Genomic DNA, 15,421 nt, shown 5'->3' on the forward strand with positions numbered 1-15,421 from the left:
GACGGGCAACAATGAAAAGAATAACTACACAAGTCGTCATCATAGGCGGCGGTGCCACAGGGGCCGGCATCATGCGCGATTGCGCACTGCGCGGCATCGACTGCATCCTGCTCGAGCGCGATGATATCGCCGCCGGCACCACCGGCCGCAACCACGGCCTGCTTCACTCCGGTGCCCGCTACGCGGTAACAGATCAGGAGTCCGCCCGCGAATGCATCCAGGAAAACCGCATCCTCAAGCGGATCGCCAGCCACTGTGTCGAGGACACGGGCGGCCTCTTCCTCACCCTGCCGGAAGATGACATCAATTTCCAAACTACCTTTATGGATGCCTGCGCCCTGGCCGGTATCGAAACCCGCCAGCTCGATCCCGGTGAAGCCCTGCGCATGGAGCCCAACGCCAACCCGGCGATGATCGGCGCCATCCATGTGCCGGATGGCACGGTCGATCCGTTCCGCCTCGCCGCAGCCAACGTGCTGGACGCCAAAGAACATGGCGCCCGCATTTTCACCCACTGCAAGGTGCTGGGGCTGTTGCGCACGCAAGATCGGGTGCACGGGGTCAAGGCCATCAACACCCGAACCGGCGAAGCGTTCGAGGTGGAGTGTCAGGAGGTGATCAACGCCGCCGGCATCTGGGGCCAGCAAATTTGCGAATATGCCGATCTCGGCATCCGCATGTTCCCGGCCAAGGGCTCCCTGCTCATCATGGATTACCGCATCAACCAGCTGGTGCTCAACCGCGCCCGCAAACCGGCGGATGCGGACATTCTGGTGCCAGGCGATACAATCTCCCTCATCGGCACCACCTCGAGTCGCATCGATTACAACAAGATTGACCAGCTCACCGTCGAGCCCGAAGAGGTCGAAGTGCTGCTGCGCGAAGGGATCAAGCTCGCCCCCATCATGGCCCGCACCCGTCTGCTGCGCGCCTACGCCGGGGTACGCCCGCTGGTGGCGGTGGACGGTGACGACACCGGCCGCAACATCAGCCGCGGTATCGTGCTGCTGGATCACGCCGAGCGCGATGGCCTCAAGGGCTTCAACACTATCACCGGCGGCAAGCTGATGACCTACCGCCTGATGGCGGAATGGGCCACCGACCTGCTGGCCAAGAAACTCGGCAACAGCAAGCCCTGCCAGACCGCCGAACTGAGCCTGCCCGGCTCGCGGGATCCGGAAAAGGTCTCCGCCCCCGGTCTCTCGGTGCCGGTCGAAGGCTCCGCCCAGTACCGCCACGGCGAGCGGGTCATCGCCTTCTTCCGTGACAATCCCAAGGCCAACGCCCTGATCTGCGAGTGCGAAATGGTCACCGCGGGCGAAATCGAATACGCCTTGCGCGAGCTGGATGTGGACAACCTCATCGATCTGCGCCGCCGCACCCGTCTGGGGATGGGGCCCTGTCAGGGCGAGCTCTGCGCCTACCGCGCCGCCGGTCTGATGCAGGAGTACGGCAAGGCCGATGGCCGTCAGGCCTGCGTCATGCTGCGCCAGTTCCTGGAGGAGCGTTACAAGGGAACCCGCCCCGTTCTGTGGGGCGATGCCCTGCGCGAGGCCGAGTTCACCTACTGGATCTACGAAGGGCTGTTTGGCCTGGGGGAATGGACGGCGCCGCAACTGGTTGCCGATACCCCACGCGGCTCAACCAGCGAGACCACTCACAAGGAGAGCCGTCATGAAGTTTGACAATATCGTTATCGGCGGTGGCATGGCGGGACTCTCGGCTGCCCTGCGGCTGGTGGAGGCAGGCCAGAAGACCCTGCTGATGGCCTCCGGCCAGAGTGCCCTGCACTTCTCCTCCGGCTCGGTCGATCTGCTCGAAAGCGAGGGAGATCCCCGCGCCGCCTTGCCCGCCTTTATGGCTGCCCATCCGGATCACCCCTACAGCAAAGTAGGAATGCAAAATATCGAAGCGAGTCTGGCCGATCTGCAGCGCCACTGCGCCGAACAGGGATTGCCGCTGGTTCGCCACGAGACCAACCACCAGCGCCTGACCCCCATCGGTACCCTCAAGCGCACCTGGCTCTCCCCCGATACCTGCGCCTGTGTCACCGATGCGCCGATCCCGGACGTGCTGTTGCTGGCCACCCTTGAGGGCTTTCGCGACTTTCATCCGGCACTGGCGGCCGCCAATCTGGCGACCCATCCGCGCTTTGCCCACTGCCGCATTCTGACCGGCGAAATCCGCCTGCCCCAGCTGGCGGAATTCAGCCGCAATCCCCACGAGTTTCGCTCAGCCGATATCGCGCGCCTGTGTGACAAACACCATCTGGTAGCGGACCTGGCCCGCGAGATCAGCCGCATGGTGCAGGAGAGCGGTGTACCCGGCTGCCGCCATATCGTGCTGCCCGCCTGCCTGTCTCTGGGACTGGTTGGCGCGCGTCTGGCGGAGCTGGAGCAGCGCACCGGCTGCACCATCAAGGAGGTGGCCACCATGCCGCCGTCTCTGATCGGAATGCGGATGCAGGAGGCGCTCAAGCGCCGCTTTATGGCCCTTGGCGGCACCTTCCTCACCAGCGAGCGGGTGCTGGGCGCCCGCTACGAAGGTGACCGGGTGGTCGGCGTACATACCCAGAATGGCGATGATCAGCTGTTTGAGGCAGACAACTTCGTGCTTGCCTCCGGCAGCTTCTTCAGCCGCGGGCTGGAGTCCCGTCTGCGTGGCATTCGCGAACCCATCTTCGATGCCGATGTGTTGAGTCTGGAGGAGCGTGACGCCTGGGCCGGTCGCCGCCTGTTCGATCACCACCCCTTTATGGGCTTCGGGGTCAAGACCGACGACAAGCTCAGAGTGCTGCGTGGCGGCAAGCCGCTCACCAACCTCTATGGCACGGGCAGTGTCTTGGCCCATTACGACCCAATTCGTGAAGGTTCCGGCTCCGGCGTTGCCGTTGCCACCGGCTGGCAGGCTGCCGGCCATATTCTGGGCGCGGCCCAATGATTACTACGTCCCATATCCCGTGTCTTCATCATCGCCGGGAGGAGAACTGACATGCTACTGGATCACGCCAACCAAACTTTCGATCAGTGCATCAAATGCACCGTCTGTACCGCCTACTGTCCGGTGGCCAAGGCCAACCCCGCCTACCCCGGCCCGAAACAGGCGGGCCCGGATGGCGAGCGGCTGCGGATCAAGAGCCCCGAGCTGTTCGATAGCGCCCTCAAGCACTGCACCAACTGCAAGCGCTGCGAAGTTGCCTGCCCGAGCGGGGTGCGCATCGGCGATATCATCGCCAAGGCCAAGCACCAATACAGCGGCTTCAAACCGGGGATCCGCGAGTTCGTGCTCTCCCACACCGATCTGATGGGCAGCATGTCTACCCTGATGGCTCCGGTGGTCAACTTCACCACCGGTCTCAAGCCGATGAAGCTGGTGCTGGACAAGGCGCTGGGGGTCTCCTCCCACCGCGACCTGCCCAAATACTCCCAGGGCACCTTCCGCGGCTGGTACAAAAAGCAGAAGGCGACCCAGGCCAGTTATAAGCGCCAGATCGCCTACTTCCACGGCTGCTACGTCAACTACAACCACCCGCAGCTTGGCAAGGAGCTGGTACAGGTGCTCAACGCAATGAACATCGGCGTGCAGCTGCTTGAACGGGAGAAGTGCTGCGGCGTGCCACTGATTGCCAACGGCTTTATGGACAAGGCCAAGCAGCAGGCGGCCTTCAATATCAAGCAGATGGAGAACTCCCTGCTGGGGAACGAGATGCCGCTGCTGGCCACCTCCTCCACCTGCGGCTTTACCCTGCGCGATGAATATCCCCACCTGTTGGAGCAGGACAACCACAAGGTGCGAGATCGCATCTCACTAGTGACCCGCTTCCTGTGGAACGAGTTCTACAAGGGCAACAAACCGGCGATGAAGCCGCTCAATCTGCACATCGCCTACCACACCCCCTGCCACATGGAGAAGATGGGGGGCGTCATCTACACCCTCGAATTGCTGCGCGCCATTCCCGGGGTCAAGGTGACGGTACTGGAGTCCCAGTGCTGCGGCATCGCCGGCACCTACGGCTTCAAGTCGGAGAACTACCAGACCAGCCAGACCATCGGCGAGGGGCTATTTGATCAAATCAACCGCCTCTCCCCCGATCTGGTGATCACCGACTGCGAGACCTGCAAATGGCAGATCGAGATGAGCACCAGCTTCCGCTGTGAACATCCGATCCACCTGCTGGCCCAGGCGCTGGCCTGAATCCCCTCGGCCCTTGCGGCCGCATAAAAACAATCCACGCAGAGATAAACAAAGAGCCGGCAATTGCCGGCTCTTCTTTTTACGCTTCACGCTCGCTATCAGGGGTGCTGGATGATCAGGCTATGTTGATCTTCCAGCATGCTCTGCAGGATATCGTGGGACGAGGTACTGGTGAGATTCCAGCTGGTCAGGTCCACATCCTTCAGGGTGATCTGCTGAGTTATCTGGCCATCACCCGCGGGGGAAACCGAGAGATTCACATCGCTCAGGCCATTGCTCCCCGTGGTCACCGAGGCTGAGAGATGCTTGAGCAGATCATCGACACCATTGCCAGTGACCCCTTGCAGCATATCAGCCAGATCGATCTTGTCCCCTTGCTCCGGATGGAAGTCGGTGATGGTATCGATGGCGGGCTGTCCCTGACTCCCCTCGTCCCCGTGCTGCCAAACGAAGAGATCGCTGCCAGCCCCGCCGGTGAGAATGTCGTTGCCATGCCCCCCCAATAGACGGTCATCGCCAGAGGAGCCAAACAGCCAATCCCCCCGATCGGAACCGACCAGCTCATGACCACTCTGGCCGTGCACCGTGATGGTCTCAAGGGGCGTGCTGACGGTTGAGCCGCCGACACTCGACTCGGCACTGATCCCCAACACATGGTCACCGTCGCCAAAACCGCTGAAGTAGAGCGGAACCGAGTGATCGGCCGGGATCAGCCAGTCGCCATTGCCATCGGCATGACCAACGATCTGACCATGCTCGTCCTGCACCTGCGCCCCATTCAGGCCGCTGATGCGGATGGAGAGCTCGCCGGTGGCCGGATTGACCACGCTGGCGTTGATGCCAAGGGGGATAACGGCCCCCTGCAAGGCATGGAACGCATGCTGATCCACCGTCAGACACGGCATATCCGGCTCGGGAGTGACAGTGATGGTCACCTGATCGGTGTCGCTCAGCGGGCCACCCGCACCAGTGTTGCCCTGATCGGAGGTAGTGACGGTAAGGGTATCCTCTCCCCAGAAATCTTTGACCGGTTCATAGTGCAGGTTGCTTGCCAGCAACTGGTTGAGATCAGCCAGCGACCCCACCAGAGTGATCTCGCTGGTACCCGCCCCCTGCACCATCACGGCACCGGTTGCACCCAGCAAGGTCAGCACACCATGCTCGACCCGCAGCACCATGGAGACAGGCGCACTGCCTGCATCCACATCCTTCACGCTGACACCGGAGAGCGACAGGGAGCCATCTTCCTTCACCGTCATGCTGCCAGGCAGCTGATTGACCGGGGCATCGTTGACCGGCTGCACCTCGATGGGCAGCACATCGGTATCGCTGAGTGCCCCGCCACTACCCGTGTTTCCCTGATCGTTGGTGACCATGGTCAGGGCGTCATTGCCGTAGAAATCACTGTTGCCCTGATAGGTGACCCCGCCAGAGAGCAAGGCATTGAGATCGGCCAGCGTGCCGGTCAGCACCAGCGAACCGGTGCCGTTGCCGACCACCGTCACGCCGCTGCCAGCAGGTAGCGTCAGGGTGCCATGCTCCACCGACAGGGTGATCTTGATGGGGCTGTGGCCCGCATCCACATCTTTCACCTGCAAACCGTGGATGACAAAAGGCTGATCTTCCTGCGCGACCTGAGGGGTCGTTGGCAATACGTTGATTGGCGCATCGTTGACCGGGCTTACATCCACATGGATGGTGCCATTGACCTCGGGGCCAAGGGCGCCGTTGTCGAGGCTCTGGGCGGTGATCTTGAGATCCAGTGCACCGTTGGCATCATTGGTCACCAGCTCGACTGCACCCAGCTTGCCGCCCTCGGTGGTGACCTGCCAGCGACCGCCACCCAGATCAACAACCGTCCCCGCTACGCCATTTGGCAAGCGGATCTGGGCACCGTCAGGCACCCCTTCGATGGTGACCCGCACCTGCTCCGGTTTATTCTCATGCACATTACCCGCATTGCCGCCGGTTGGTTGGTTATCCCGGGTCTCCAGCCCCAGATCCAGCGTGATCACATCCCCTTCGGTACCGCTCGCCTGACCCTGAATGTCGGCGATAAGGGCATCCCCCACCGGATTGACGGTGACGGTAAAGCTGCCACTGGTTTCGAGCGGGATGGTGAGCCCCTTGTCCAGGGTAAAGGCGCTGAGTGACAGCTCCACGGTGCCGCTGAAATCAGCTGGCGGGATCAGGGTCAGCTTGGAGAAATCGGTCCCCACGGGTACCTGCCAGACGCCGCCACCATTGTTGACCGCCGGAGCCGACAGGGTGAAGCCATCCGGTACCCCCTTGATCTGCAGCGCGACGATCTGCTCCGAGCCATCGTTATCGATTAGGGTTGCGCCAAATCCGGCAAGGTTGACCGTGTCATCCTCGCTCCCCGTGACGCTGTGCACCGAAAGCTGGGCCGGATCGTTGACTGGTCTCACCTCAAAGCCTACCTGGCCGCTCCAGCTGCCGCTGTCAGTCACCTGTTGGCCGCCGACCAGCGCGGTATCGACGATATCGACCTTGATGTCGAGCGGTACCTGACCGCTGAAATGCTCTTTGGGCACAAACACCAAATCCTTAAGTGCCGCCATATCACTCACAACCAGAATGTTGACCGGCTTGCCGCTGCCATCGAGGAAGTAACCATATTTGGCATCCACCGTGATGGTGACCCGCTCCACGGTTTCGAGGCCGCCACCCGCGATGGAGGGGCTGATATCGGCCAGTTTCACCGAGAGATCGAGGTGGATCTTGCTATCTTCCAGATTGTCCGGCTGTCCATCCTGGTTGGTGTCCTGCACGGTCAGTGTCAGTTCCGGATGCTCGCCACGACCCCCATTCACATCGACTACGGGGGCCACATCGACCCTAACCGTGCTGCTGTCAACCTTGATATCGCCACTGGCGGTATCGGTATTCACCACCTTCACCTCGATATTGAGCGAACCGGCAAAGTCCTGTGGCAAGCCAAGGGTCAACCCCTCCAGGCCCGCCAGTGACGGCGGCACCTTGATGACGTACTCACCGGTCGAGATGTTGTACTCGGCCCCGCTGATGGTCACGCCCGCCGGCAACCCCTTGAGGACAATGGTCACCTCGTCGCTCGCCTGGTCGGCGGCGCCGATATGGATCACGCCTTTGAGCTGCTGACCAAAATCAACCCGGATATCCTCCTTGCCCACCAGCACGGCGTTGTCGTCGATATCGACGGTCGCTGCCGGTGTCTTGGGCGTCACTGGCTTGTTTTCAAATTCGGCACTGGTTTCCAGGCTCACTTTGACATGGGCACTGGCATCGCCATCATCGCCCCGGTCGATCACCATGGCATCGATGCGGATCGGTTCGACCTTGCCGACAAACCCGTCCGGCGCATGCAGCTTGAAGCTGCCGAGATTGCCCGCCGGCACGATCCAGCTGCCGTTACCGTTGTTGATACCGCCTACCACCACGAACTGATCCCCTGCACCACCGTTCAACACCGGCAGGTTGATCACCAGATAGTCGATCTCCTCCACGCTCGAGGGATCGAGGTCGGTAAAGACGAAGCGTCCAGTCAGGTCTATATCAGCACCGCTCTGCCCCACGAGAGCTCCACCGCTCTGGGTCAGCACGCCATCGGGCTCCACCACGGCCTGGATATCGACATGCAGATTGCCATCGATCACCTTCTCGGCCACCGCGCCCGAATCCACATCATGCTGGGTCACGGTGACATGGCTCTGGATATTGGTATCCCGATCGCTATCCTCCGGCGCCTTCACCAGCAGTTGCCCCCCGTTGAGCAGGCTGTCGAGCTGGGCGGCAGTCAGGGTGACCTTGCCACTGACCACGGTCAGCTGGCTCTCGACACTGCCGACTCGCAGCCAGATTTGGTAGCCATCCTCCACCCCGGAGAGACTCAGCGCCGTGACTTTCTCGGCGCCGTCAGTAAGGGTCGGATGCCAGTCCAGCACGGTGAACTGATCTTCCAGGCCATGACTGGTCTTGCTGTAGTCGGTGGCGTCAATCTCCGGTTCCACCTTGATATGCAGCGGCACATCGAAGCTCTTGTGGTCGCCATCGTTCTCGGTCACCACCACCTTGGCGATCAGGTTCAAATCCGCCGTGCTGTTATGGGGCGGCTGAATAAGCAGGTTGCCAAAATCGGAGACATCGACCTGATAGGTCGGCTTGCCATGGGCGTCAAGTCCGGCAAAGGTAAGAGTCAGCTCTTTGCCATTGGCATCAAAGACCCGAGCACCTTCCGGCAGCCCTTGCAGCACCACGTTGAGGCTCTCGGAAGTGTCATGCGGGGTATCGACCCACTCGCCCGAGGTGAGGGTAAAGTTGAGCGGTGCCCGCCCATCCTCGCCCACAGTGATGGCATAGCCTGTCCCCTCGGCCTCCCAGCCAGTATTGCCAAGCTCGAAGTGAGGCTGATCCACCACCCCCACCAGATCCACATGAAGGGTCTGGGAGCCGGTCTCCTTTTCGTTCACCACGATGTGGGTCTGGCCGTTGGCATCGGTCAAGGTCGCCGTGTCTTTCACCACCCCCTTGATGGTCAGATCGAAATCGACGTTGCTATTTTTCGGCGGTTGCAGTTTGAGTTCGCCAATCCGATCAAAAGGAACCTCATAGTAACCGGCTATGTTCTGTGCAACGGCGGAACCACCCAGCAACAAGGTTGCGCCGTCAGGCAGGCCACTGATGCGGACAAACATCTGTTCGGAGCCATCGAGTTTGTCACCCAGATGAGCAAGGGCGATCTTGCTGCCCAGATCGAGCAGGGTGTCTTCCTTGCCCTGAATGTCCCGCACGGTGAGCTTGGCGTCATCGGCCACCGGATTGACGTTGATCACCAGATCAATCTTGTCTCCCTGCGCCGTACCCTGACCCTGAGCGATCGGGTTCTTCTCGGTGCTGATCGGCGTCACCGACAGCTTGATGTCACCACTGAAATCCTTGCCCGGAACCACAGTCACCTTGTTGATGTTGCCGGCCGAAACGGTGTAGATACCACTGCTATTTGGCTTGAGCTCGACTCCGTTGAGCATCAAGGTTCCCTTGCCCGCTTCCAGCTTGATCTGATAGGTCAACGTCTCGGAGCTGTCGGTGTCAGTCAGGCTCGCCTTGACGTCCAGCTTGATACCCGTGCTGTCTTCATTGGTGTCATAGTGGCGAGTGGTGTTGGCTGTGTCCCACATCGGCTTGTCGGCAACACCGCGTACCGTCACAGCCAGATCCCCCGTTACAGCCGCAGGTGCCGCCCCTTCGGTGACACCGACCTGCAGTTGCACCTGGAAGTGCAGCGGCTGACCGCCATTGCTCCAGCTCGACCAGTTGCTTGAAGGCACAAAGGTCACCCCCTGAGTGGTGTAGTGAACATTATCACTGGTCACCATGGCCGCTGGCGGCACGATAAACCACTTGCCATCAGCCGTGGTGGTGAGGGCAACGCCGTTGTAATAGAAGGTGCCATGGGCATTGGCAGGCGCCTGGATAAGCAACTGATCCACGTGCTCACCGCGATCGAAATCGCCAATATCGAGCTGCATGTTGATAGGGATACCCTGCCTCGGGTCTTGCGCCCCCTGATCTTCGTTACCAATGGCTGCGCTAACGGTAAAGCGCACCGCTTCATCCTGCAGATTGAGGGTCAGTGTGCTGTCTGCACGATCGCCATCGCCATCGACCAGATGGGCTGTCACCACCTGACTGAGCTGACTTGCATCGTGATTGAAACCGGCCGCAGGCTTGAAGGAGTAGGATCCATCGGCAGAGATGGTCAGGGTTCCCATCACCTGCTTGCCATCGGGGCTCATCACATCTTGTATCAAAGAGCCATTGATGGCGTACGTCTGGCCATTGATGGTAATCGACTCGACGCGGGCACCATCCGCACCTTCATTGGCAGTAGGCAGCAGATCGCCGGTCACGGTACTGCTCCCCTCGCTCAGGGTATGTGCCAACACAGTGCCGATAGGCATGTCATCTTGTACCGTCACGCTCACGCTGACGTTCGGACTGCGATCGCCATCATGATCGGTGACAAACAGCGGCACTTCGATGGTCAACTCATCCTTGCCCTGTGCACCGTGATCAAGCTGGCCTACCAGATGGACGCTGTAACTGCCGTTAACATCGAGGTGGACCCAGAAAACGGGTTTGCCCCCCTCGGCCGTAGCCAGATACCAGCCGGTACTGTGTGCAGCCAGCGTAACCGCTTTGCCACCCGACGTGAGGTGATTGGCCTGATTGAATGCAGCCACATCCAGCTCAAGGGAGGCAACCCGATCCGAACCGGCAGTGATGGTCACCTTGCCACTATCGGTTTCTCCACTCCCTGCAGGTGTGGTCCCCGGATGCTGACCGTTCACTGCATCGAGATCCGACTCCTCGACCCGAACCGGTTCAATGGCGGATATGATCGGGTTGATGCCATCAGTCGCCGTGACAGTGACGGTGCCCTGATTTTTGCTGCCGTCGCTGTCGGTGACTTCGACCGGCAGATTCAGTTCCAGCTTGTTGTCTGCCCCGTGATCCAGGTTGGTATGTACCGTTACCTGATAACCGATCTCTGCGCTGGTGTGAGCGGCGATGGTGGCGGGCACTGTGGGGATGGAGACCGTCATCACAACCAGACCACCACTGGTCACCGCCTGGAAGGTGTGACCATCGGTGCCAACCGCTTTCCAGGTCAGGGTTTCGCCGTTATGGGTGATGGGCTTGCCGCTGGCATCCATGACCTGACCGGAGAGGGTCAATCGCACATCGGTCACCGGATCCGAGTCAGCGTTGATGGTGATCTTGCCGATCGCCTGCTGGTCATCAGTGGTCGAGTTCGCGCCATCGAAACGCCCTTCGCTTAAGGTGACGCCAGTCAGGGTGAGGGTCGGTTTCTCCCCTTCCCCAATCTGGATATTGAGGGTGCCGCTGGTGCTGTCGTTGTTACCGCCCGCCTTGTCGTAGTCGTTGATGCTCACCTTGATGGGCAGCTCTGTCACGGCGTTGCCGCCCTGATGAAGCCCCTGATAGAGGGTGACCTGATAGTCAAACCCGTTCTTGCCCGCCTGATCGAGGCTGCCAATCAGCTTGACCTCGAACACCTCGACCCGCTGGCCATCCACCATCACATAACCCTTGAGCAGCTGGCTGCCCGGGATCAGCGGGTCACCATCCACCAGCTCGTACTGCACCGGTTTACCCAATGCGGTCAGCGCAGGTTGTTCGCTGGCATCGGCAAACGCCACCTCGATCACCCGATCCGACCCGGCTTGCACATCGAAGTGACCGGTTTGACTCAAGCTGTTGCTGCCGGTGAGGTCCCCCTCATCCAGGGACACGCCTTTGCCCGGAATAAAGCTCGGCGCCTTGCCGTCCGCAATGGTGAGCGGCAGCGTGGTACCGATGCGATCGCCATCCTTGTCAGCCAAGGTGACGGCCAGCGGCAGGTTGAGGGATTCACTCCCCTTGTGATCCAGCTCGCCGCTCAGGGTGACCTTGGCGGTGACGATCCAGTTACCGTTGTTATCGACCAGGCTCAGCTCGGCGCGCAGCACCACCTGGCCACCGGCGGTTCCGACCAGCTGGCCGGTTGCGGGATCAACGGCGAAAGTGACCGGGTTACCGTGGCTGGTCAGTCCGGTCAGGGTGCTCTGGATAGCGGCGATATCAAAGCCAAGGGAGTTAGGGTCAAGGGCATCACTACCGTGCGCGACCGAGAAACTCATGATGCTGACGGCAGCCGCCTCCCCTTGCGCCATCTCGGTGATGGTGGTGCCGGTCACGGCGGAGATGGTCGGATTGGCACCATCCCCCACCGCCACGGTAATAGTGGAGGATACCTTGTCACCATCGCTGTCGAGCAGGGTAAAGCCCGCCTTGAGCAGGCTGTCGGCACTGCCCTGATCCAGCGGTTGATGGAGGGTAAAGCTGTATTTGCCATCGTTGCCGAGGGTCAGCTCAAACACCAGCTTGCCATCTGGGGTACGTCCCTCGATAAGATGATCAGCCACCGTGATCGTCACGGCCTGCTTGCCCGAGGTGAACCCTTGCAGCCCCGGCTGATTGGCATCGAAAGTGATGCTGGCCAGCGGATCGCTGCCCGCGGTGATGGTCAAATCACCGTCAAGGGTCTGGCCCTGCTGCCAGTTGCTATCTTCGGTGAGCGTGAGGGAGACAGGATTAACCTGCGGTAAGGCACCATCGGTAATGGTGATATTGAGGGTGCCGAGGTTGCTCTTGTCGCCGTCAAAATCGGTGCCCTGTACCTTCAGGCCTAGGTTGAGGCTGTTGGTCGCTTCCGGTTCGTCAAACACGCCGGTCAGGGAGACGCTGTATTTGCCATCCAGCCCGATGGTAACGGTGAGGATCGGCTTGCCCTGCCAATCCTTGACGATCAGCTGGTTGTCTTGAACCTCGTAAGTCGTCGCCTTGCCCTGGCTGGTGAGCCCCACCAACGCCGGCTGGTTCGCCTCAAAGTTGAGGGAGACCAGACGATCACTCCCCACCGTCACCGGCAGTTGGCCATCGATGCTCTGGTTGCCCCCTTCTTGCAGGGCGACCCCCTTGTCGATGCCCAATGCGGGATCACTGCCATCATTGACGGTCAGGGTCAGGTTGGCGCTGGTGCTGTCCCCATCTATCTCGTTGGCGCTCACCTGCAAATCGAGGGAAAGCATGTCGCTGCCCTGATGATCGAGCGGGCCGGTGAGGGTAACCACCACCCGCCCAGCCAGATCGCTGCCCTGCTGCTGCGCATTCAATTCGGCGCGCAGCACCTCCACCCGTTGGCCACTGCCATCCAGGTAGTAACCCACCAAGGTGCGATCATCGGCAAATTCAAAGGTCAGCGGATGACCATCGCTGGCAAGACCCGAGCCGTTGAGGGTAGTCAGGGTACTGTTCTGATTACTGAACACCAGCGAATCCGCCAACAAAGGATCGACACCGTGTTTGACTACAAAACGGCTCTCACCCACTACGGCAGCACCGTTGATAAAGGCATCTTCGGTCAGGGTAATGGGCGGGAGATCAACGTCAAAGTTGGGCGGATTGCTGTCCACCAGATTGATCACCAGCGGCGCCTTCACCAGATCGCCGTCGCTGTCGCGATATTCGAGGTTGAACGGCAGGCGCAACACGTCCTGACCGTGATCCAGGCTTTGACTCCAGACGATGCGGTAACTTCCGTCATTGTTGAGGGTCAGGGTGAAGACAGTCGCCCCACCGGCACTGGCGGTCAGGGTCTGACCGTTGATGGTGTAGCCAAGGGGCGCGCCATGGCTGACGAGCCCCAGCCCTTCCAAGGCACTCTGATCAGCGGCGAACTGGACTTGCAGATTGCCATCCTGGCCAGCACCGGTATTTAGACTACCGGTCGTGGTGATCGGGCCACCGGCCAATCCGGCTTCGGAGAGCGTCAGGGTTTCGCTCAGACCGATCAGCGGTGCACCATCGCTGGCGCTGTTGCCCGCCAGATCGGTGACACTGGCACGCACTTCAAAGGATTGATTGATACCGGAGAGATCAAGACCTGATACCTGCCAGCGGCCATCGGCCCCGACCTGTGCCGAGGTGGTCAACAGCGGCTGGCCATTGCTGTCAACAAGTGTGATGGTGACACTCTGACCCGCTTCCACATTGCTGGTGGAACCGCTCAGGGTGGCGCTGCTGTTGCCAAACAGGGCAGTGGTATCGAGATCATCGATATCGATAAAGGCCTGGGTATCGACATTGATAACAAGGGTATCGCTGGCGCGGTTGCCGGCAATATCCACGGAATTGACCTGAAACTGGTACTGGCCATCGGCCAGGGTTTGCGGCAACTGATATTGCCAGTTACCGGCGGCATCCACCGTCAGGACGGTGAGCACGCTGCCGCCAAGGCTCAGGGTGACGGTGGCGCCGGGCTCCCCCTTCCCTTCCAGCAGCGGGGTATTGTCACGGGTCAGATCATCGGTCTGGCTGGCGCCGGTGTCGCTCTCATCGGCGAGATCGAGGGTAATGGTGGTGATGGTATCGAGCAGAGTCTGTCCGGTGTCGCTGGCGTTGTTGCCAGCCTGATCCTGGGTATTGGCCACAATCTGCAACGGGCCATCCACCAGCTTGCCGGTCACATCGCCAAAATTGGCTTCCCACACCAAGCCGGGCAGTACCACAGTCGTCACCGTCAGTGAATTGCCCGCCTGATCGATAAGGGTGACGGTGACTGGCTGGCCTACCTCCACATCATCCACCACACCACGAATGATGACACCAGCCGCTTCATCGGCGTTGATAATGTTGTCGCTTGTTTGGGGCTCGGTGATGGTGATGGCGGCAAAGAAATCACGCTCTTCGGAAAACAGCTGCTCATCGCCAACAGGTTGCACCGCATGGTCGGTATCAAAACCGGCCTCGGCCAGGGTGGCGTCATTGGTACGATCGACCACCACAAATCCACCCGAGCTGGAACCTGCTACACCACCGATATTGCCCGCAGCGGCTGCGTTACCGGCGGCCGCCGCTTGAAACTGCTCTGTCGGGTCAATACCCTGACGGATCGCCTCCTGCAACGAGGCCAGTTCCGGATCGGCCGGTTGCCCATCAGCAGCAGGTGTGGCGGGCTCAGGTTGGGCGGCCATATCTTGCTCACCAGCAGGCTCACTGCCCGGCTCGGCTAGTTGAAAGTGGCCCCCTTGGGCAGTTTGCAGGCGATCCCCCGGCTGCAATGCCATCCCCACCTTTGCTCGTATGACAGATCCATCTGCACTGATGACAAACACGGAGCCCTCGAGTTGGGAGATCACCGTGGACTTTTCAATTTGCAACTCAGCCATACAACCTCCAGCAAAACCTTAACCACCAACATCAGTACCTACAGGGTACTTGTCTGTTCAATAATCATACCGCACCAGACTAAGTGGGTCTTTTCGCTATTTTCGACAATGATTGCCATAAAATGGCCATAACTTACAAGATTGTGCATCTAACAGGCCCTTTTTAATAAAAAGAGATTTGGATGAACCCAATTCCAGCACCTTTATTAATAGGTCTATCAGACCTCATGTGACCATTTCTGTCGTTTGACGATAAATCCACTGCAGCTTCAATAAATGGATCATAATCCGAAGGTCAAAAGCTCACACCACAACACCGCAAACTTGCATATTCAGTCAATTATTAGCATAAGATATTGCCAGAATATGTGAACAATACGGCAGCAATCAGGATCAGCAGCAAAAAGTGCCAGTACGCAACTGTACCGTTCAAA

Annotated in this window: 4 protein-coding genes; 3 read left to right on the forward strand and 1 reads right to left on the reverse strand. The window is 60.0% G+C overall.

The window, feature by feature from the left end:
- The first annotated feature begins 11 nt into the window (after positions 1 to 11).
- From glpA to glpC, 3 genes are read left to right on the forward strand one after another with little or no spacing between them, the layout of a single operon-like run.
- Positions 12 to 1,685: an anaerobic glycerol-3-phosphate dehydrogenase subunit A gene (gene glpA, locus I6L49_RS06500; RefSeq protein ID WP_005352453.1), complete on the forward strand. Its 1,674-nt coding sequence runs from the start codon at positions 12 to 14 to the stop codon at positions 1,683 to 1,685.
- Positions 1,675 to 2,940: a glycerol-3-phosphate dehydrogenase subunit GlpB gene (glpB, locus tag I6L49_RS06505; protein ID WP_216950887.1), complete on the forward strand. Its 1,266-nt coding sequence runs from the start codon at positions 1,675 to 1,677 to the stop codon at positions 2,938 to 2,940. The genes glpA and glpB overlap by 11 nt, the downstream gene beginning before the upstream one ends.
- Before the next feature lie 51 nt (positions 2,941 to 2,991).
- Positions 2,992 to 4,194 (forward strand): anaerobic glycerol-3-phosphate dehydrogenase subunit GlpC, encoded by a 1,203-nt coding sequence (gene glpC / locus I6L49_RS06510; protein WP_069529317.1) that lies wholly within the window; start codon positions 2,992 to 2,994, stop codon positions 4,192 to 4,194.
- 98 nt (positions 4,195 to 4,292) lie between these two features.
- Here glpC and I6L49_RS06515 read toward each other — a convergent pair whose 3' ends face one another.
- Complete coding sequence (locus I6L49_RS06515; protein ID WP_216950888.1) at positions 4,293 to 14,987, reverse strand: retention module-containing protein; 10,695 nt, start codon at positions 14,985 to 14,987, stop codon at positions 4,293 to 4,295.
- Positions 14,988 to 15,421 lie beyond the last annotated feature (434 nt).

Origin of the sequence: Aeromonas sp. FDAARGOS 1419 (assembly GCF_019047045.1) — a bacterium.
GTDB classification, from domain to species: domain Bacteria; phylum Pseudomonadota; class Gammaproteobacteria; order Enterobacterales; family Aeromonadaceae; genus Aeromonas; species Aeromonas veronii.